Raw genomic sequence first — 21,324 nt, 5'->3', positions numbered from 1 at the left:
CCTCGCAAGCAAGCGGATGGTCCCACCACGCGCCGATGGCCAGCGTTGTGTCGGGATGTGTACTCGCTTGAAAGACGCATCAACGCCCTGCGGATTTAGCGCGCGGGGCGGTCTTCTAGAAGGTTTTGTGCATCAGTTGCAGGTGCAGGCCATGAAATCCCAGCGCCTCACCGCTGGGCGAATAACCCAGGCGTGCGAAAAAATCCTGGGCCGAGGCGGTGCTGTACAGCGATGCATGGGTACAGCCCCAGCGGCGCAAGGCGTGTTCCAGGTCCAGCACCAGTGCCCGACCGATGCCATGCCCGGTGTGGTCGCGCTGCACGAAGCACTGGCAGATCTCGCCGCTGCGCAAGGCCAGCGCGGTAGCCACCGGGCGACCCTGCCAGCGCCCCAGGTTCAGGTACAGGGCCGGGTCGCCCAGCCAGTCGGTGATCTGCGCACGCTGCTTGCTGCGCGACCAGGCGTCGATCACCTGCAGGTCGCCGTGATGATCCTGGTCGGCTGCGGTGGCGATGCTCTGCTGCATCAGCCGCTCGATCAGGGCGGCCTCGGCCGGCCGGGCCCTGGCAATGCGAATCCGTTCGTCCATGAGTACTCCCTGGTGCTGTGCGGTCCACACCTTACGGGGGCGACCGGCGCCTGACGAGGCCGGCGGGGTTACATTTGATGTGCACGCAACGGCATCTGCAGCAACACGCGCAAGCCGTCGGCGTGGCTGTCGAACGTCAGCGAGCAGGCGCAGCGCTGCACGATCGCCTGCACGATCGCCAGGCCCAGGCCACAGCCTTCGCTATGGCCATTGCGCCAGAAACGCTGGGTCACATGCTGCAGGTTCTGTGCATCGATGCCCGGCCCATGGTCGCGCACCAGAAAGCCCACGGTGTTCGCCTCGACCTGAACATGCAGCTCCACCGGCGCATCGGCGGCGCTGTGGCGCAGGGCGTTGTCCAGCAGGTTGCGCAAGGCCGCCACCGCCAGCGCCGCGGGCATGTCGGGAAACACCTGGGCCGCCGGCGCCGCAGCCTGCAGCACGATGCGCCGGTTGTCGCCCAGGCCCGCATCCTGGATGGCCTGGCGGGCGATCTGCTCGGCGCTGTACTGCACGCCATCATCGAACGACAGGCTGCCCTCCACCCGCGCCAGCAACAGCAGCTGCTCCAGGGTACGGTGCAGGCGATCGGCGCCCTGCTCGGCATGCTCCAGGGCCTGCTCGCGCACCTTGCCATCGGTCATGCGGGCCACTTGCAGGTGGGTCTTGATCGCCGTCAGCGGGCTGCGCAGTTCATGCGCGGCATCGCCGGTCAGGCGCCGTTCGCGCTCGATGGTCTGGCCGATGCGCTGGAACAGCTGGTTCTGGGTTTCGAGCAAAGGCTGCAATTCGCTGGGCAGGGCACGCACCTGCAACGGCTCCAGCGAGTCGGGGCTGCGCCTGCGCAGCGCGTCGCGCATGCGGTTGAGCGGCGCCAGGCCCTTGCCCACCCCCAGCCACAGCAGCCCGAGGCTACCCAGCAACGCCACCAGCACAGGGGCCGAGGCCGCCAGCAGGATCGAGCGGTTCAGCGCCTCGCGCTCCAGGTGCCGGTCGGCAGTGGTGATGCGCACATCGCCGCGTGCATAGGTGAAGCTGCGCCACAGTGCGCCATCGATCATCTGGTCGTGAAAGCCGCTGCGCTGGTCGTCGAGGGTCTGGTCGGCATGGTTGTGGCTGCGCGCCAGGATCTCGCCGCGCAGCGAGCTGACCTGGCAGGCCATGCCATCGGGGATGCTGAACTGGTCGGTGCTCAGGCGCGTGCCCTCGCCCTTGCTGGTCAGCGGCTGCGGCAACTGGTCGATCAGCCCGGCGACCATGCGCGCCGACGCCACCAGGCGCTGGTCGAGGGAGAACATCATCTGCTGGCGCAGGTCGCACAGCATCCACGTCGCGGCCAGGGCCCAGATCAGGATGAAGGCAGTGCCCAGAATCAGGCTCAGGCGCAGGCGCAGGCTCATCGTTGCAACGCCTGCGGCACCTGGGCCGGCCCCAGGCGATAACCCAGGCCGCGCACGGTCTCGACGATGCCGTTGCCCAGCTTGCGGCGCAGGTGATGGATGTGCACGTTCAGGGCATTGCTTTCGACCTCGTCGCCAAAGCCGTAGACGCTGTCCTTGAGCTGCTCGCTGGACAACACCCGGCCGCGGTTCTGCAGCAGGGCCTGGAGCAGCGCCTGTTCGCGGCGCGACAGGTCCACCGGCTGACCGGCCAGGTGCGCTTCGCAGCTGGAGGGGTCGAAGCTCAGCGGGCCGTGTTCGATGACGTTGACACAGCGCCCGGCCACGCGGCGCAGCAGGGTGTGCAGGCGCGCGGCCAGCTCGCGCAGATCGAAGGGTTTGAGCAGGTAGTCGTCGGCGCCGGCCTGCAGCCCGTCGACCCGGTCGGTGACCGCATCGCGCGCGGTCAGGATCAGCACCGGCAGGCTGTGGCCCTGCTGGCGCAGGCGTTGCAGCAGCTTGAGGCCGTCTTCGTCGGGCAGCCCCAGGTCCAGCACCATCACGTCGAAATGCGCGGCCTGCAGCATCGCCCGCGCCGCACTGGCGCTGGCCACGCGGTCGACGGTCAGGCCCTGGGCACTCAGGCCGGCAATGATGCCGCTGGCGATCAGGTCATCGTCTTCACAGAGCAGTACGTGCATGGGGCGGGCTCGGTCGTTGGCAGAAAGGCCCAGTGGGCCACAGGCGGATTAACCGGGGATTATGCCGCGCCCAGGCGCTCACGTCGCCTGCGAGGCGACGGCTGCCCATCGGTTAACCCTGGGTTAATCCATGCCGGTCAGTCTTGCGGGCTTATCGCACTGCCAAGGCGTCGACATGCGCGTATTTCTGCTAGCCCTGCTGTGGCTGTTCAGTTCGCTGAGCCAGGCCCAGCCCTTCAACAACCCTTTTGCCCAGAGCGAATTCCTGCCCGTGGAAAAGGCCTTCGTGTTCAGCAGCGAGCGCCTGCCCTCGGGGCAGATGCGCCTGCACTGGCAGATCAGCGACGGCTACTACCTGTACCAGAAGCGTCTGAAGTTCGATGGCCTGGCCCCCGAGGCGGTACCACCATTGCCGCCGGCCCTGCCCCACAGCGACGAGTACTTCGGCGAAACCCAGGTGTACCGCGGCGAACTCGAGCTGCTGATACCGGCCAACGCCACCGGCCAGTTGCGCATGGGCTGGCAGGGCTGTGCCGACGCGGGGCTGTGCTACCCGCCCCAAACCAGCCCGGTCGACCTGGGCGGGCAGGCCGCAGGCGCCGAGCAGGCCAGCGACCAGGCCCTGGCCGGCAGCCTCGGCGAACACCCGCTGGCCTGGAGCCTGCTGGCCTTCTTCGGCCTGGGACTGCTGCTGGCCTTTACCCCCTGTTCGTTGCCGATGCTGCCGATCCTGGCCGGGCTGGTGATGGGCAACGGCGCCAGCACCCGCCGCGGGCTGGTGCTGGCAGGCGCCTACGTACTGAGCATGGCGCTGGTGTATGCCGCCCTGGGCGTGGTTGCCGCACTGCTTGGCGCCAGCCTGCAGGCATGGCTGCAGCAGCCTTGGCTGCTGGGCAGCCTGGCCGCGCTGTTCGTGCTGCTGGCCCTGCCGATGTTCGGCGCCTTCGAGCTGCAGCTGCCCACCTTCGTGCGCGACCGCCTGGAGCGCGCAGGCCGCAACACCCGTGGCGGCAATCTGTATGGCGCGGTACTGCTGGGGGCCTTGTCGGGCCTGCTGATGGGGCCGTGCATGACCGCCCCGCTGGCCGGCGCGCTGCTGTACATCGCGCAGAGCGGCAATGCCGTGCATGGCGCGCTGGTGCTGTTCAGCCTGGGGCTGGGCATGGGCCTGCCGCTGTTGCTGCTGGTGACCGTGGGCAACCGCTACCTGCCACGTCCGGGGGCCTGGATGAACCGGGTCAAGGCGGTGTTCGGCTTCGTGTTCCTGGGCATGGCGCTGTACACCCTGCGCGCGGTGCTCGACCCTACGCTGTGGCTGGGCCTGTGCGGGGCCTGGCTGATTGCGCTGGCCTGGGGCGCCTGGTCCGCGGTTCACACCCTGCGCGCCCTGCAACCGGCCGTGCTGCTGGCGGGCCTGTGGGGCGTCTTGCTGGTGGTGGGCGCGGCCGGTGGCGCCAGCAACCTGCTGCAGCCCCTGCAACCCTATGCCGGTGGCACCGGCAATGCCGTGGCTGCGCCCCACGCCGACGCCTTCACCACGGTGCGCACCCCGGCCGAGCTGCAGGCGCAGCTGGACGCCGCCAAGGCCCAGGGGCAGTGGGTGTTCCTGGATTACTACGCCGACTGGTGCGTGTCGTGCAAGGTCATGGAAAAACAGGTGTTCGCCCGCCCCGACGTGCTCGCCGCGCTGGAAGGCGTGCGCCTGGTACGCCTGGACGTGACCGCCGATGCCCCGGCCAGCCAGCAGCTGCTGCAGCGCTACCAGGTGCCCGGCCCGCCGAGCATGCTGTGGATCGGCCCCGAGGGTGACGAGCGCCGGGCCAGGCGCATCACCGGTGAAGTCAACGCCGCCACCTTCCTGCAACACTGGACCGCCACCCGGAGCCAAGGCTGATGCTGACCGTTAACCTGGGCCCCCTGACTATCGCCCTCGACCACCTGCTGCTGCTCTGCGCCCTGGGCCTGGCCACGCTGGTGGGCTGGCGGGTGGCCAGGCGCGGCGGCGACAACCCCGAGGCCGCACTGTTTCGCCTGTTCCTGCTCGGCCTGCTGTGCGCCCGGCTGGGGTTCGTGGCGCGCTACTGGTCGATGTATGCCGAAGACCCGGTGCAGATCATCGACATCCGCGATGGCGGCTTTTTGCCCTGGGCCGGCCTGGTGGCGGTGCTGCTGGGGGCGGCCTGGTACGCCTGGCGCCAGGCGAGCCTGCGCCGGCCACTGGGCTGGGGCCTGTTCAGCGGCGCGCTGTTCTGGTTGCTGGCCAGCTGGGCCAGCCACCTCTACGAACAGGGCACGCAACTGCCGGACCTGGCCCTGCGCGATGCCCAGGGCCATTCGGTGGCGCTGCACAGCCACCGCGGCCGGCCGTTGGTGATCAACCTGTGGGCCACCTGGTGCCCGCCGTGCCGGCGCGAGATGCCGGTGCTGCAACAGGCCCAGCATGATTATCCGGACGTGACCTTCCTGTTCGTCAACCAGGGCGAAACCCCGCAGATCGTCACCAACTTCCTGGCCACCACCGGCCTGAACCTGTCCCATGTACTGTTCGATACCGGTGGCCAGCTGGCCCAGCAGGTCGGCTCCATGGCGCTGCCCACCACCCTGTTCTACGACGCCGAGGGGCGCCTGGTGGGCAGCCACCTGGGGGAGCTGTCCCGTGCCAGCCTGCGCCATGCCCTCGAATCCTTCGACCGCGATACCGCGCTCGCTCCCACCGTTCCAGCAAGGACGACACCATGAAAGTTTCCGCCATTACCCTCGCCCTGGGCATGTTCGCCACCCAACTGGCCGTCGCCGAAGAATTGCCCAAGGCCGTGCAGCAGATCGAGGCCAAGGGCGCCAAGGTCACCGGCAGCTTCGATGCGCCCAATGGCCTGAAAGGTTATGCCGCGCAGTTCCAGAACCGTGGCGTGGCCCTGTACCTGACCCCGGACGGCAAGCACGTGCTGGTTGGCAGCCTGTTCGACGAACAGGGCCAGGACCTGAGCGAGGCGCCGCTGGAGAAGCTGGTGTATGCACCCATGGCCAAGCAGGTGTGGGCCAAGCTCGACAAGACCGCGTGGATTGCCGATGGCAAGGCCGATGCACCGCGGGTGGTGTACCTGTTCAGCGACCCCAACTGCCCGTACTGCAACATGTTCTGGCAACAGGCACGGCCGTGGGTGGACTCGGGCAAGGTGCAGTTGCGCCACATCATGGTCGGCATCATCCGCGCCGACAGCCCGGCCAAGTCGGCCGCGTTACTGGCCAGCGCCGACCCGCAGAAGGCCTTGCAGGCCCATGAAAGCGCGGGCAAGGCCAGCACCCTCAAGCCGCTGGCGAAGATTCCGGCGCAGGTGCAGGCCAAGCTGGATGCGAACCTGGCGCTGATGGAGGAGCTGGGGTTGTCGGCTACGCCGGCGATCTTCTACCTGGATGACAAGGGGCAGCTGCAGACCCAGCAGGGTGCGCCGCGGCCAGAGATGTTGGGGAAGATACTGGGCAAGCGCTGAGACTCACCACGCCAACAGATATCTGAAGCCGGGCACCAGGGCTGGCGATGCTAATCCCACAGGCCATGGCCTGCAGGATCGGTGTTGTCAGCCTTGTTTGTTCGGCCGAAGATCGCAGTAGGGCCACCATGGGCCAGTCGACACCTTTGCAGCGCCCTCAGGATCGAGCGCCGCCCGCGCGGCGCATCGCGGGTCAAGCCCGCTCCCACATTTGCTGCAACGTGCCATGGCCTGTGGGATCGGTGTTGTCAGCTTTGTTTGTTCGGCCGAAGATCGCAGTAGGGCCATCATGGGCCAGTCGACACCCTTGCAGCGCCCTCAGGATCGAGCGCCGCCCGCGCGGCACTTCGCCGGCAAGGCCGGCTCCTACAACGGTTGCAACGCACCATGGCCTTTGGGGGTTGGGGTGGCGCTACAGCATCACCAGCGTCAACACCACCAGCAACGGCAACAGCACCGCACACGACCACGCCATGTACCCGAAGAAGCTCGGCATCTTCACCCCGCGCTGCTCGGCTATCGCCTTGACCATGAAGTTCGGCGCGTTGCCAATGTAGGTCATCGCCCCCATGAACACCGAACCCATGGAGATCGCCAGCAAGGTCTGCGGCATGCGCTCCATCAACACCTGCGCATCCCCAGCCGCCATGTTGAAGAACAGCAAATAGGTCGGCGCATTGTCCAGGAAGCTCGACAAGGTCCCGCTCAACCAGAAGTACATGCTGTCGATCGGCTCGCCCTGCGCACCACTCACGCTCGCCACCAACCACGCCAACTGACCGTCACTGCCGGCCCGCAATATCGCAATCACCGGGGCAATGGTGAGAAAGATGCCCGCGAACAACTTGGCCACCTCGACGATCGGCCCCCAGTCGAACTCGTTGGCAACCCGCAGGCCGCGCGGGGTGAACCACAACGACAGCAAGGCCAGTACCACCAGCAGGCCGTCACGCAACAGGTTCTGCACCTCGACCCGAGTGCCCATCAGCTCGACGCCAATCCCCGGCTTCCAGAGGCCCGACATCAATACCGCCAGCACCACGCCCGCCAACAGCAGGAAGTTGCGCTTGCCCAGCAGGCGCAACGGCGCATCCGGCGTCGGGTCTTCGGCCAGCATCTCGTTTTCGCGGCGATAGTAGTAGCGGTCGATCAGGTAGAACACGCCCAGCAACGGCACCGCCAGCAGCACCACCGGCAAGGCCATGTGCTGCAGGGTCCAGGCAAAGCTCACACCCTTGAGAAAACCCAGGAACAACGGCGGGTCGCCCAACGGGGTCAGGCCGCCGCCGACGTTGGCCACCAGAAAGATGAAGAACACCACCACGTGCGCGGTGTGCTTGCGGTTGTCGTTGGCACGCAGCAGCGGGCGGATCAGCAGCATCGCCGCCCCCGTGGTGCCCATCACCGAGGCCAGCACCGCCCCCAGCGCCAGCAACCGCGTGTTGAGCCACGGCGAGCCATGCAGGTTGCCCTCCACCACGATCCCGCCCGAAATGGTGAACAGCGCAAACAGCAGGATGATGAACGGCAGGTACTCGGCCAGCAGTACGTGCACGCCCAGTCCCAGGCTGGCGTGCCAGCCGAAGGCAAAGCAGAACGGCAGCGCGAACAGCAGCGTCCAGCCCAGGGTGATCTTGCCGAAATGGTGATGCCACAGCGGTGCGGCCACGATGGGCAGCAAGGCGATGCTCAGCAGGATGCCGGCAAACGGCACGCCCCACAGCAGGCCCATGCGCGCGCCATCGACCTCGGCGGCGCTGGCGATGCCCGGCAGGCACAGCAACAAGAGGGCCGCCAGCAGCGACAGACAGGAACAACCACGAAACAAAGCAGGGAAAAGGCGCATCGATACCGACCGTGTGCAGATGAACAGCAGCGCGCCAGCCCGAAGGCTGGCGCGCATGAGCGAAGCATGGATGCTAAACCAAAATGCCCCGCTCGGCTGCCTACAACGCCTCCAGCGAAGCCATCAGGTCACTCAGCCGGTCGACCTTGTCGTCGCTCAGCACGGTGGCCTCGAGGCCCTCCACATAGATCGCCAGTTCCTCCACGCTGCTGCATTCGAACATGGCCCGCAGCGGCACGTTCAGTTGCAGCACCTTCTGCACCCGCGAAGCAATCTGGGTGGCCAGCAGCGAATGCCCGCCCAACTCGAAGAAGTTGTCGCGCACCCCCACCCGCTCGACCTTGAGCACATCGACCCAGATGTCAGCCAGCTGCTGCTCCAGTTCGCTGCGCGGCGCCAGGTAGGCCTGGCTGTGCTGTTGGCCGAACTCGATGGCCGGCAGCGCCTTGCGGTCGAGCTTGCCGTTGGCGTTGCGCGGCAACTCGGCCAGCCACGCCCAGTGCAGCGGCACCATGTACTCCGGCAGTTCGGCGCGCAGGCGCTGGCGAACCTGTTCCAGCAATGGCGCCGTGTCGGCACGGCTGTCGGCCGCCACCAGGTAGCCGACCAGGTGCTTGCCGTTGGCACCCTCCTGCACGCCCACCGCCGCGTCACGCACCTGGACCTGTTCATGCAGACGTGCCTCGATTTCGCCCAGTTCGATGCGGTAGCCGCGAATCTTCACCTGGTGATCGATGCGCCCCACGTACTCCAGCACCCCGTCGGCACGCCGGCGTGCCAGGTCGCCGGTGCGGTACAGACGCTCGCCCGGGGCGCCGAACGGGTGCGGGATGAACGCCTGGGCCGTGCGCAGCGGGTCGCCCACGTAGCCGCGCCCTACCCCGGTGCCGGCCACGCACAGCTCGCCCACCGCGCCCAGCGGCACCAGCTCGTGATCTTCACCGAACAGGTACAGGCGGTTGTTGTCGGTCGGCGTGCCGATCGGCAGGTAGCTGCCCTGGGTGGAGGCCGCATCGACGCGGAAGAACGCCACGTCATCGGAGCATTCGGCCGGGCCGTAGGCATTCACCAGGCCGACCTGCGGGTAGCGCTCCAGCCACTGCCAGGCCAGCTCCGGCGGCATCGCCTCGCCGGTGGGTAGCATCCAGCGCAGGCCGCTCAGGTGCTGGCGCTCGTTGGCCAGCATGCCCTGGATCAGCGACGGCACGCTTTCGAGCACCGTGATGCCGGCGGCCTGCACATGCTCCAGCAGCCCTTGCGGATCGTGCGCGATGGCATTGGGCACGATCGCCACCTGCGCGCCGAACAGCGGCGCGGCAAGGAACTGCCACACCGATATATCGAAACTCTGCGAGGCGGTCTGCGCGATCACGTCCGCTTCGCCCAGTTGCAGGTACGGCACCTTGCTCAGCTGGTTGTTGAGCATGCCGCGCTGCTCGACCATCACGCCCTTGGGCAGGCCGGTGGAGCCGGAGGTGTAGATCACGTAGGCGAGGTTGTCCGGCGCGCTGTAGATGCCCGGGTTGGCTTCGCTGCCGTCGCCGGCCTGAATGTCCTCCCACACCAGCAGGCGCGGCCGCCCGGCACACCCCAGTTCGTCGATCAGGGCCTGTGCCTGGGCCAGGCAGGCCCGGGTGCAGACGATCACCGGGGTGCGGCTGAGCTCGACGATGCGTTGCAGACGCGCGCCGGGCAGGCCCGGGTCCAGCGGCAGGTAGCCGGCGCCGGCCTTGAAGCTGCCGACGATCATGCCCAGCAGCGCCAGCCCGCGCTCGGCCAGCAGTGCCACCGGCTGGTCGACCTGCACCCCGGCCGCCACCAGGGCATGCCCGAGGCGGTTGGCCTGGCAGTTCAGCTCGGCGTAGCTGCAGTGCTGTTCGAGGCAGCGTGCGACCACCCGATCGGGATGCGCCGCCACCCTCGCCTCGAACAACGCCGCGTAGCTCTGCTGCAGCGGATAGGCATGCTCGCTGCGGTTGCAGTCCTGCAGCAGGAAGCGCTGTTCCTGCTCGCCCAGCAGTGCCAGCTGCGCCACATCGCCGTGCAGGCCCTCCATCAGCGCCAGCAGCAGGCGCTTGAATTCGCCCAGCAGGCGTTCGACGGTGGCGCGGTCGAAGTAGCGCTGGTCGAACGACAGGTGCAGGCCCAGGTCGTCGCCGGGGTAGCACACCGCCGTGAGCGGGAAGTTGGTGTGGGTGCGGCCCGAGTCGGAGGTTGCATTCAGGCTCTGGGCGCGGTCCAGCACCGCCACTTCGACCGGGGCGTTCTCGAACACGAACAGGCTGTCGAACAGCGGCTGGCCCTTGGGCAGTTCGCTGCATTCCTGGATGTTGACCAGCGGCAGGTACTCGTACTCGCGCACCTCCATGTTGCGTTCCAGCAGGCCCTGCAGCCACTGGCGCACCGAACACCGCTCGCCGGGGGCCGGCAGGGTGACACGCAGTGCGATGCTGTTGATGAACAGGCCCACGGTGTGCTGCATCTGCGGCAGGCTGACCGGGCGCCCGGCCACGGTCACGCCGAACACCACGTCACGCTCGCCGCTGAAGCGGCTGAGCACCAGCGCCCAGGCCGCCTGGGCGAAGGTGTTGACGGTCAGCTGATGGGCCTGGGCCAGCTCGCGCAGGCGTACCCCGTCCTCCACCGCCAGGCGCGTGTAGCAGTCGCCCACCTGCATGCCGCCGTGATCGCCCGCGTGCTCGCGCAGCAGCGGGCGGTCGCTTGGAAGGTAGGTGGTGCGCTCGAAGCCCTGCAGGTTCTGCCGCCACCACTGGCGCGCCTCGTCCAGGCTCTGGTGCTGCAGCCAGCCGATGTAGTCGCGGTAGCGCGGCGGCGTCGCCAGCTGCGCCTCACGGCCCTCGCCCAGGGCCAGGTAGAGCTCGAAGAAGTCGTTCATCAGCAGCGAGCGGCACCAGGCATCGATGAGGATGTGGTGGTTGCTCATCATGAACCAGTACTGCGCCTGGCCCACGCGGATCAGGCGCAGGTGGAACGGCGCCTGCTGCAACAGCTCGAAACCGGCCTCGCGCTCCTGCTTGTGCAGGGCCTGCAGGCGTGCTTCGTGATCGGCCTGCGGGTCGGCGCTCCAGTCCTGATAGTCGATGGGCGTGGTGCCGGGCTTGTGAATGATCTGCAGCATGCCTTCGCCGGCATTCCAGCAGAACGAGGCGCGCAGGGCTTCGTGCCGCGCCACCACCGCCTGCCAGGCCTGGGCGAAGCGCTGCGGGTCGATCTCGCTGTTGATGCGGTAGCGGTCCTGCATGTAGTAGATGCCGGTGCCCGGTTCGAGCAGGGTGTGCAGCAGCATGCCCTCCTGCATCGGGGTCAGCGGGTACACGTCCTCGATCTGCGCGGCGGGCACCGGCAGGCTGTCGATCTGTGCCTGGGTCAGGCGCGCCAGCGGGAAGTCCGACGGCGTGAAGCTGCCGTTGGCGTCATCCAGGCAATGGACGATCAGGCTCGCCAGCTCGCCGAGGTAGGCGCGGGCCAGCTCTTCGATGGTCTGGGTGTCGAAGCGCTCGCGGCTGAAGCTCCAGCGCAGCTGCAACTGGCCGCCGTACACCTGGCCGTCGACGCTCAGCCAGTTGGGCAGCGGTGCGTCGAGGTCGTGGGCCAGGCCCGCGGGTTCGTCCACCGGCTGATACAGCGCCGCACTGCCGAACTGCTGGTCGAACTGGCCCAGGTAGTTGAAGGTGATGCGCGCCTGGGGCAGCGCGGCCATGGCTTCGCGGGTGGCGTCATCGGCCAGGTAGCGCAGTACCCCATACCCCAGGCCCTTGTGCGGCACGCTGCGCAGTTGCTCCTTGATCGCCTTGATCGAGGCCGCCTGCCCGGCGGCCTCCTCGATGTTCAGCGGGCTCAGGCGCAGCGGGTAGGCGCTGGTGAACCAGCCGACGCTGCGGCTCAGGTCGATCTCGTCGAACAGGGTCTCGCGGCCATGCCCTTCGAGCTGCACCAGCACCGAGGTATCGCCGCTCCAGCGGCACAGCACCCGGGCCAGCGCGGTCAGCAACAGGTCGTTGACCTGGGTGCGGTAGGCCGCGGGGGCCTGCTGCAGCAACTGGCGCGTCTGCCCCTGGCTCAGTTGCACGCTGACGGTGTGCGCCTGGCGGTGCAGGTTGGCACCCTGGGGGTGGTCGCACGGCAGCTCGCGGGTGGCGGCACTGAGCTGCGCCTGCCACCAGTGCTGCTCGTCACGCAGCGAGTCGCTGCCGGCATAGGTGGCCAGGCGTGCGGCCCAGTGGCTCATCGCGCTGGTCTTGGCTGCCAGCGGCTGGCCACGGTACAGCGCCTGCAGGTCTTCGAGCAGCACGCGCCACGACACGCCATCCACCACCAGGTGATGGATCGCCAGCAGCAGGCGCTGGGCGCCCTGCCCGTCCTCCACCAGCAGCGCACGCAGCAGCGGGCCGTCGGCGAGGTCGAGGCTGCGCTGCACATCGCTGTACAGGGCCTGGCAATCCTGCAGATCGGCCACCGAAGCCTGCCACAGCAGTGCGCGCGTATCGGCCGGGGCGTAGCTGGCGCGGCCCTCGCAAAAGCGCAGGCGCAGTGCATCGTGATGCGCCACCAGCGCCTGCAGAGCCTGTTCCAGCGCGTCGCCGGCCAGGCGTTCGGCAGGCGCCAGCAGCACGGCCTGGTTCCAGTGCTGCGGTTGCACCACGTCGCTGTCGAAGAACCAGTGCTGGATCGGCGTGAGCGCTGCGGCGCCGCTGAGCGGGCCCTGTTCGATCAGCGTGGCCTGGCTGCGGCTGACCACCGTGGCCAGGGTCTGCACGGTCTGCTGCTGGAACAGGTCGCGGGCGCTGAAGTGCAGGCCCAGCTGGCGGGCGCGGCTGACCACCTGGATCGACAGGATCGAGTCGCCGCCCAGTTCGAAGAAGTTGTCCTGCAGGCCCACGCGCTCGACGTTGAGCACATCGCGCCAGATCGCGGCCAGTTGCTGCTCCACCTCGCTGCGTGGCGCCTCGTAGTGCTCGCGGCCCTGCTCCCTGTCCGGCAGCGGCAACGCGTGACGGTCGAGCTTGCCGTTGCCGGTCAGCGGCATCTGATCCAGCAGCACCAGGTGGGCGGGCACCATGTAGTCGGGCAGGTTCACCCGCAGTTGTGCCTTGAGGCTGTCGCGCAGCGCCGCCTGCTGTTCGGCGCCGGCCTGTGCCTGCTCGCACACCAGGTAGGCAGCCAGTTGCTTGCCGCCGGGCATGTCCAGCGCCAGCACCACGGCCTCGCGCACGTCGGCATGTTCCAGCAGGCGGCTTTCGATTTCACCCAGTTCGATACGGAAGCCGCGGATCTTCACCTGATGGTCGATACGCCCCATGTACTCCACCAGCCCGTCGGCGCGCTGGCGCACCAGGTCGCCGGTGCGGTACAGGCGCCCGCCCCGCTGGCTGAACGGGTCGGCGACGAAGCGTTCGGCGCTCAGCCCAGGTCGATCATGGTAGCCCTGGGCCAGGCCTGCGCCACCGATGTACAGCTCGCCAATGGCGCCCTGCGGCAGCAGCGCCAGGTCGGCATCGAGGATGTACGCCACGCGGGCGCCGATCACCCGGCCGATCGGCACACTGCCGGCGCCCGCTTCAAGGGCCGGTGGTGCCAGGCAGGCCAGCGGCATCACCACGGTTTCGGTGGGGCCGTAGGCATTGGAGAACTGCGCCGGCTTGAACGCCTCGCGAATGCGTTGCAGGTGCTCGCCGGTCAGGGCTTCGCCGCCGGTGATGCACAGGCGCACCGGCAGTTGTTCGTCGCGGCTGGCCAGCCATTGCGCCAGCTGGCTGCCGTAGCTCGGCGTGAAGCCCAGCACGCTGACCTGCTGCTGGCGGATCAGCGTGCAGATTTCCTCGGCGCCCCACTGCCCCTGGGCGCGCAGCACCACCCGTGCGCCGCTGAGCAATGGCACCAGCAGGCGCTCGGTGGCCGCGTCGAAGTTGATCGAATAGAAGTGCAGCTCGCAGTCGTCGCTGCGCATGCCGAACGCCTTGATCACCGCCAGGCAGTGCATGGCGATCTCGCCATGGCTGACCACCACGCCCTTGGGCTTGCCGGTGGAGCCGGAGGTGTAGATCAGGTAGGCCTGGTGGCCCGGCAGGCTGAGTGACGGCAAGGCCTCGGCGCTGTAGCCGTGCAGCGCCGCCGCGTCGTCGTCCAGGCACCAGCGGGCCACGTCGGGCGGCAGCTCGCCCAGCCTGTCGAACAGCGCGCGCTGGCCCAGCAGCAGGCCGATGCCGCTGTCCTGGATCATGTACTGCAGGCGTTCGAGGGGGTATTCCGGGTCCAGCGGCACGTAGGCGCCGCCGGCCTTGAGGATCGCCAGCAGGCCGATCACCAGCTGCGCCGAACGCTCCAGCGCCAGGCCCACCCGCACCTGCGGGCCCACGCCACGTTCGCGCAGCACCCGCGCCAGGCGGTTGGCCCGGGCATCGAGCTGGGCGTAGCTCAGGTGTTCGCCGGCAAAGGTCAGTGCCAGTGCATCCGGGGTGCGCTGGGCCTGTGCACTGAACAGGTCATGCACGGTGCGGTTCAGGCCCGGCGCTGCGGGGTCGCCGGCCAGGTTGTCGAACAGGGCCTGGCGCTCGCCCTGGCCCAGCAGCGGCAGTTCGCACAGGCGTTGCTGCGGGTCGGCCAGCAAGGCGTCGAGCAACCGCTGCCAGTGCGCCGCCATGCGCGCGATGCGCGGCGCGTCGAACAGGTCGCAACTGTAGGTCAGGCAGCAGCCCAGGCGACGGTCGAGGTCGGTGACTTCCAGGTTGAGGTCGAACTTGGTCGCCCGGGCGTCGTTGACCAGGTACTCCACCTGCATGCCGGCCAGTTGGCGGCTCTGCTGGAATTCCCAGCGCTGCACGTTGCACATCACCTGGAACAGCGGGTTGTAGGCGGCGCTGCGCGGTGGCTGCAAGGCTTCGACCAGGTGGTCGAACGGCAGGTCCTGGTGCGACTGGCCGTCGATCACGGTCTGACGCACCTGCTCGATCAGGTCGGCCACGCGCATCTGCCCGTCCAGCTGGCAACGCAGCACCTGGGTGTTGAGGAAGGCGCCGATCAGCCCCTCGCTTTCCGGGCGGATGCGGTTGGCCACCGGTGCGCCGATGCGCAGGTCGGTCTGCCCGCTGTAGCGGTACAGCAGCAGCGCCAGGGTGGCGGTCATGGTCATGAATAGGGTCAGGCCATGCTCGGCATTGAAGGCGCGCACCCTGGCGGCCAGCTCATCGCTCAGGTCGAAGCGGTACAGCTCGCCGCGGTGGCTCTGCACCGCCGGGCGCGGGCGATCGGCGGGCAATTCCAGCACCGGGTGTTCATCGCCCAGCTGTGCGCGCCAGTAGTCCAGCTGGCGCTGGCGCTCGCCGGCCTCCAGCCACTGGCGCTGCCACACGCTGTAGTCCAGGTACTGCACCGGCAGCGGTTCGAGCGGCGAATCGCGGTCGTCGAGAAACGCTTCGTACAGCTCGCCCAGCTCGCGGGCAAAGATGTCCATGGCCCAGCCTTCGGTGACGATGTGGTGCAGGGTGAGCACGAAGTAGTGCTCCTGCTCGCCGGCCTTGACCAGGCAGGCACGCAGCAGCGGGCCGGTCTCCAGGTCGAACGGCTGGTGCGCCTGCTCGTCGGCCAGGGCCTGCAGGCGCTGCTGGCGCTGCACCTGGTCGTGGGCCGAAAAATCCAGCCAGTTCATCACCAGCCCGGTGTCGGGCGAAACGGCCTGGTACGGTACGCCATCGATGCTCGGGAAGGTGGTACGCAGGGTTTCGTGGCGCACGATCAGCGCCTGCAGGGCCTGTTCGAAGCGGCTGACGTCCAGCACCCCGCGCAGGCGCGCCATGCCGCCAACGTTGTAGGCCGGGCTGTCCGGCTCCATCTGCCAGAGGAACCACATGCGCTGCTGCGAGTACGACAGCGGCACCGGCTGGCTGCGGTCGATGCGCGTAATTTCGCCTTGCAGGTTGTGCTGCCCGGCCAGTTGCAGCGCCTCGATGCGCGCGGCGAAGGCGCCCAGCGCGCTGGCTTCGAACAGGGTGCGCAGCGGGAGTTCGACGTCGCAGGCCTGGCGCGTGCGGGCGATGATCTGGGTGGCCAGCAGCGAGTGCCCGCCGAGGGCGAAGAAGTCATCGTCCAGGCCGACCCGCGCCAGGCCCAGCACATCGCACCAGATGGCGGCGATCTGCTGTTGCAGCGGCGTGACCGGGGCAACATGCACGCGCTGCTGCCAGCTCGGCTCGGGCAGCGCCTTGCGGTCGAGCTTGCCGCTGGGGCCCAGCGGCATCTGCGCCAGGTGCACCAGTTGCGCGGGCACCATGTAGGGCGGCAATTGCGCCGCCAGTGCGCTCAGCAATGCTTCGCCGCAGTCGTGCGCGTGGGTGTAGTAGCCGACCAGTTGCGGGCCGGCCGCCGTGTCGCGTACCAGCACCACGGCCTGCTCCACGCCCGGCTGGGCCAGCAGGCAGGCCTGCACCTCTTCGGGCTCTACACGAAAACCGCGCAGTTTGACCTGCTGGTCGATGCGGCCCAGGTATTCCAGTGCCCCCAGGTCGGTCAGCCAGCGCGCACGGTCGCCGCTGCGGTACAGGCGCTGGCCGTCGGCGCCGGGCACGAAGCGTTCGGCGGTGAGGCCCGGCCGGCCCAGGTAGCCACGGGCCAGGCCCGCACCGCCCAGGCACAGCTCACCGGGCACCCCCACAGGCGAAAGCGCCAGCTCCTCATCGAGCACCTGGCACTGCACGTTGGCCAGGGGCCGGCCGATGGGCGAGCGCAGGCCGTCTTCACGGCGGCAGTGCCAGTGGGTGACGTTGATCGCGGTTTCGGTCGGCCCATAGCGGTTGTGCAGTGCCACGTGCGGCAGTTCCTGCAGCACACGGTCGCGCAGCGCCGCCGGCAACGCCTCGCCGCCGGAGAACACCCGGCGCAGGCTGGTACAGGCGGCCGCCAGGGGCTCCTGCACGAACACCTGCAACAGCGGCGGCACGAAGTGCAGCGTGGTCACGCCATGCTGCTGCACCAGTTCGGCGATGCGCTGCGGGTCGCGGTGCTCGCCGGGGCCGGCCAGCACCAGCGTGCAGCCCTGGGCCAGCGGCCAGAAGCATTCCCACACCGACACGTCGAAGCTGATCGGGGCTTTTTGCAGCAGCACGTCGTGTTCGTCCAGCGCATAGGTGGCCTGCATCCAGTGCAGGCGCTCGGCCAGGGCCGCATGGGTGTTGCCCACGCCCTTGGGCTGGCCGGTGGAGCCGGAGGTGTAGATCACGTAGGCCAGGTTGTCACCGTGCAGATGCAGGCCCGGCGCCTGGCTGGGCCAGTTGTCCAGGTGCAGGGTGTCCATGGCGATGGTACTCACGCCCTCGACCTGGGGCAGGCGTTCGAGCACCTCGCTGTGGCTGAGCAGCAGGCTTGCGCCGCAGTCGGCGAGCATGTAGGCCAGGCGCTCGGCCGGGTAGTCGACGTCCAGCGGCACGTAGGCACCACCGGCCTTGAGAATCGCCAGCAGGCCCACCAGCAGCTGCGGCGAACGCTCGGCGGCAATCGCCACGCACACGTCCGGGCCCACGCCCTTGTCGCGCAGGTAATGGGCCAGGCGGTTGGCCTGGGTGTGCAGGCTCGCGTAGTCCAGGCTGCCGCCGGCCCATACCAGCGCGGTGCGCTGCGGGGTGCTGCGCGCCTGTTCGTTGAGTTGCTCCACCAGCCACTGGCCGGGGGCCGCTGCCGGGGCCTGGCCCCAGTCGAGCAGTTGGGCGCGGCCCGGGGCGTCGAGCAGGTTCAGCTCGGCCAGCGGCAGCTGCGGCGCGCTGCTCACCTGCTGCAGCAGGCTGACCAGTTGCGCGGCCAGGCGCTCAATGCTGGCAGCGTCGAACAGCTCGTCGGCATAGTCGAAGGAAAGGCTGATGCGGCCCTGGTGGTCTTCTTCGCTGTGCAGTTGCAGGTCGAACTTGGCCTCGCGGCTGTGCCACGCCAGTTCGTCGGCCAACAGCCCCGGCAGGCGGCGCAAGGCGCCGAGGTCGCGCTGCTGGTGGTTGAACATGACCTGGAACAGGCCCTGCTCGCGGGCCTCGGGGAAGGCTTCGACCAACTGCTCGAACGGCAGGTCCTGGTTGGCCTGGGCTTCAAGGGTGCGCTGGCGCACCTGGGCCAGCAAGGCACTGAAGGGCTGGCGCGGGTCAAGCTCGGCACGCAGCACCTGGGGGTTGATGAAGAAGCCGACCAGGCCCTGGGTTTCCAGGCGCGGGCGGTTGGCATTGGGCACGCCGACACGGATGTCGCGCTGGCCGCTGTAGCGGTGCAGAAGGGTTTGCCAGGCCGCCAGCAACAGCATGAACAGGCTGGCATCGTGGGCCTGGGCCACCTGGCGCAGTGCAGTGCCCAGCGCCGGCTCAAGACGCAGGCTCAGGCGCGTGGCGCTGTTGCGCTGCTGCACCGAGCGCGGGTGATCGGTGGGCAGGTCGAGCACCGGCTGCGCATCGCCGAGCAAGGTCTTCCAGTAGGCGAGCTGGCGGGTACTTTCCCCTTGGGCCAGCCACTGGCGCTGCCAGCTGGCATAGTCGGCGTAATGCACCGGCAACGTATTCAGTCGCGCCTGCTGGCCCTGGCAGGCGGCGGCATACAGGCGCGCGAATTCGTCCAGCAGAATGCTCATCGACCAGCCGTCGGCGATGATGTGGTGCAGGGTCACCCACAGCTGATGGGTTTCGTTGCCCTGGCGTACCAGGGTGACCCGCAGCAGCGGCCCGCGCTCCAGGTCGAAGGGTTGGCGCGCCTCGTCTTCGCGCAACTGCTGAACGCGGGCCGGGGTTTCGTGCCCCAGGTCCAGGCTGTGCACCTGCAACGCCAGGTTCGCCAGCACGCGCTGCACCGGTTGGCCGTGGTGGTCGGCAAACACCGTGCGCAGCGCTTCATGGCGGGCCACCAGCGCCTGGAAGCTGCTGCGCAGCGCAGCCTCGTCCAGTTCGCCGCGCAGGCGCAGGCCCCCCGGGATGTTGTAGGCCGCACTGCCAGGCTCCAGTTGCCACAGCAGCCACAGCCGGGCCTGAGCCAGCGATTGCGGCAGCGCCTGTTCGCGGGGCAATTGCGCGATGGCGCCCTGGGCCACCCCGCCGTCGATGTGCAGGCGGGCCACCTGGGCAGTGAAGCCTGCCAGGGTCGGCGCTTCGAACAGCAGGCTCAGGCTCAGTTCCAGCCCCAGTTCGTCACGCAGGCGCGCCGTGAGCTGGGTGGCGGCGATGGAGTTGCCGCCGAGCAGGAAGAAGTGATCGTCTTCGCCCACCTCGGCCACGTTCAGTTGCTCGCACCACAGCCGCGCGATCAGCGCCTGCAACCCGTCGCCGCTCGGCGCCGCGTGGCGTGCGGCAGGCGCCTGGGCCTCCGGGAAGCGGGCGTAGCAGTCCAGGCTGCCATCGTGCAGGCGCAGGCGGCAGGCCGAACGCTGCAACTTGCCGCTGGAGGTCTTGGGCAACGCACCGGGGTTGAGCAGCAGCACCACCGCCGGTGCCTGCTGGCAGGCATCGGCGATGACCTGGCGCAGGGTGCGGATCAGGTTCGCCGGCTCGATGACCTTCTGCACGTTGCGGCTGATCTCCACCGCGATGCCGATACCCTCCTCGCCCTGGTCGTCGACGGCGAACACTGCCACGCGGCCCTTGCGCAGCACGTCGACCTCGCGCTCCAGGGTCTTTTCCAGGTCCTGCGGGTAGAGGTTGTGCCCGCGCACGATGAGCATGTCCTTCAGGCGCCCGGTGACGAACAGTTCGCCGTCACGCATGAAGCCCAGGTCGCCGGTGCGCAGCCAGGTGCGCCCGCCGTGCTCGACGAAGGTCTTTGCGCTGGCCTCGGGGTTGCGCCAGTAACCGTGGGCGATGCTCGGGCCGGCGGCCCAGATCTCGCCCACCTGGTTGTCGCCCAGCACAGCCAGGGTGTGCGGTTCGACGACCTGCACCGCGTGCAGCGGCTGGCTGAAGCCGCAGCTCATCTGCACGCTGCCCTCGCCTGCTTCGGCGCGGTTGTGCGCCAGTGCCGCGCTGTCCAGCGCCAGCGCGGGGATACCGCCGCCGCGCACGCTGCCACTGACGAACAGGGTGGCTTCGGCCAGGCCGTAGCTGGCGAAGAAACTCGAGGGCACGAAACCGCACGCGGCGAATTTGTCGGCAAAGCTGTCGAGGCTGTCCTGGCGGATCGGCTCGGAGCCCGAATAGGCCACGCGCCAGCAACTCAGGTCGAGGCTGGCCAGCGCCGCACTGCTGACGCGCTCGTTGCACAGGCGGTAGGCGAAGTCCGGCCCGCCGCTGATGGTGCCGCGGTAATCGCTGATCGCCTGCAGCCAGCGCTGCGGCCGCGCCAGGAAGTAGGCCGGGGCCATCAGCACGCAGGGCACGCCGCTGAAGATCGGTTGCAGCAGGCCGCCGATCAGGCCCATGTCGTGGTACAGCGGCAGCCAGCTGACGATCACGTCGTCGGGGTTCACGTCGATGCCGAAGCCGTGGCGGATCAGCACTTCGTTGGCCACCAGGTTGCCGTGGCTGACCTGCACGCCCTTGGGCAGCGCGGTGGAGCCGGAGGTGTACTGCAGAAAGGCGATGTCGTCCGGCTTGAGCGACGGGGCCTGCCACTGCTCGCCCAGGCCGGCGTCGAGGTGATCGACGCTGAGCAGCTGCGGCGCATCCTCGCCCTTGAGTGCATCCAGGGCCAGCAGGCTGTTGTGCAGGTTGTCGACGGTCAGCAGCAGGCGCGGCTGGGCGTCCTCGATGATCGACAGCAGGCGGGCCTGGTGGTGGGTGCGCGAGGATTCCGGCGGATAGGCCGGCACGGCGATCACCCCGGCATACAGGCAGCCGAAGAACGCGGCGACGTAGTCCGGGCCACTGGGGAACAGCAGGATCGCGCGGTCGCCCGGCACCGCACGCGCCTGCAATGCGGCGGCGATGCTGCATGCACGCAGGTGCAGGTCACGGTAGCTGAGCACGGCCTGGTCGCGGGCGTCTTCGGCGAGAAAGCGCAAGGCCACCCGCTCAGGGGTCAGCGCAGCACGCTGGGTGAGGGCCTGGACCAGCGTAATCGGGAGTTCGAAGGCGTCCGTCATGGAAAGTTCCTGCCAGTGTCTGTACGTGAAAATCGGCATCGCGGGGCGCAGGGAGCCGGGTGTTCGGGCACCGGCACACGCCCTTCAGGGGCCGAGGATGTACACAGGGGAACGGATGAACGGGTGAAATAATTAGGCGCCACTGTGGCGCGGCGACAGGTGATTTTCGAAGCGGATCACGGGGTGGTGCTTAGAACCAAAAAACAGTTTGAAGTATTACTTTTCGCATTTGACAATAATTATCATTAAGAATAGCTTGTCGCACGT

At 68.4% G+C, this 21,324-nt stretch carries 8 protein-coding genes; 3 read left to right on the top strand and 5 right to left on the bottom strand.

All coding sequences use genetic code 11. The features are described from left to right. Positions 1–115: 115 nt before the first annotated feature. From FW760_RS19410 to FW760_RS19400, 3 genes are all read right to left on the bottom strand, one after another. Positions 116–589 carry a GNAT family N-acetyltransferase gene (locus tag FW760_RS19410; RefSeq protein ID WP_116053305.1) on the bottom strand — a complete coding sequence of 158 codons (474 nt, stop codon included), beginning with the start codon at positions 587–589 and terminating at the stop codon, positions 116–118. A 68-nt stretch (positions 590–657) separates the two neighbouring features. Beyond that, on the bottom strand, positions 658–1,989 hold the full coding sequence (locus FW760_RS19405) for an ATP-binding protein (protein WP_043862401.1): 1,332 nt from the start codon (positions 1,987–1,989) through the stop codon (positions 658–660). After that, positions 1,986–2,669: a response regulator gene (locus FW760_RS19400; protein ID WP_043862400.1), complete on the bottom strand. Its 684-nt coding sequence runs from the start codon at positions 2,667–2,669 to the stop codon at positions 1,986–1,988. Before FW760_RS19400 ends, FW760_RS19405 begins: the two co-directional genes overlap by 4 nt. A gap of 175 nt (positions 2,670–2,844) precedes the next feature. On the opposite strand from FW760_RS19400, the gene dsbD reads away from it, so the two are divergent. The 3 genes from dsbD to dsbG are packed head-to-tail and all read left to right on the top strand — an operon-like array spanning position 2,845 to position 6,160. After that, on the top strand, positions 2,845–4,563 hold the full coding sequence (dsbD, locus tag FW760_RS19395) for a protein-disulfide reductase DsbD (RefSeq protein ID WP_116053302.1): 1,719 nt from the start codon (positions 2,845–2,847) through the stop codon (positions 4,561–4,563). Continuing rightward, the gene (locus FW760_RS19390) at positions 4,563–5,408 is read left to right on the top strand and encodes a TlpA family protein disulfide reductase (protein ID WP_043862398.1); all 846 of its coding nucleotides are present in this window, start codon (positions 4,563–4,565) and stop codon (positions 5,406–5,408) included. Before dsbD ends, FW760_RS19390 begins: the two co-directional genes overlap by 1 nt. Further along, positions 5,405–6,160, top strand: a complete 756-nt coding sequence (dsbG, locus tag FW760_RS19385; protein ID WP_043862397.1) for a thiol:disulfide interchange protein DsbG — start codon at positions 5,405–5,407, stop codon at positions 6,158–6,160. The genes FW760_RS19390 and dsbG overlap by 4 nt, the downstream gene beginning before the upstream one ends. Before the next feature lie 412 nt (positions 6,161–6,572). Here the strand turns inward: dsbG and FW760_RS19380 are convergent, their stop codons facing one another. Together FW760_RS19380 and FW760_RS19375 are read right to left on the bottom strand one after the other, a co-directional pair. Further along, positions 6,573–7,946: a sodium:proton antiporter gene (locus FW760_RS19380; protein WP_229590412.1), complete on the bottom strand. Its 1,374-nt coding sequence runs from the start codon at positions 7,944–7,946 to the stop codon at positions 6,573–6,575. Positions 7,947–8,106: 160 nt separating this feature from the next. After that, a complete protein-coding gene (locus tag FW760_RS19375; protein WP_446443928.1) occupies positions 8,107–21,057 on the bottom strand; it encodes a non-ribosomal peptide synthetase in 12,951 nt (4,316 codons plus the stop codon). Positions 21,058–21,324: the final 267 nt, after the last annotated feature.

Source organism: Pseudomonas sp. 1176_21, from assembly GCF_052850635.1.
The sequence above is the reverse complement of the archived record's forward strand: the minus strand, read 5'-3'. Positions and strand labels throughout refer to the sequence as shown.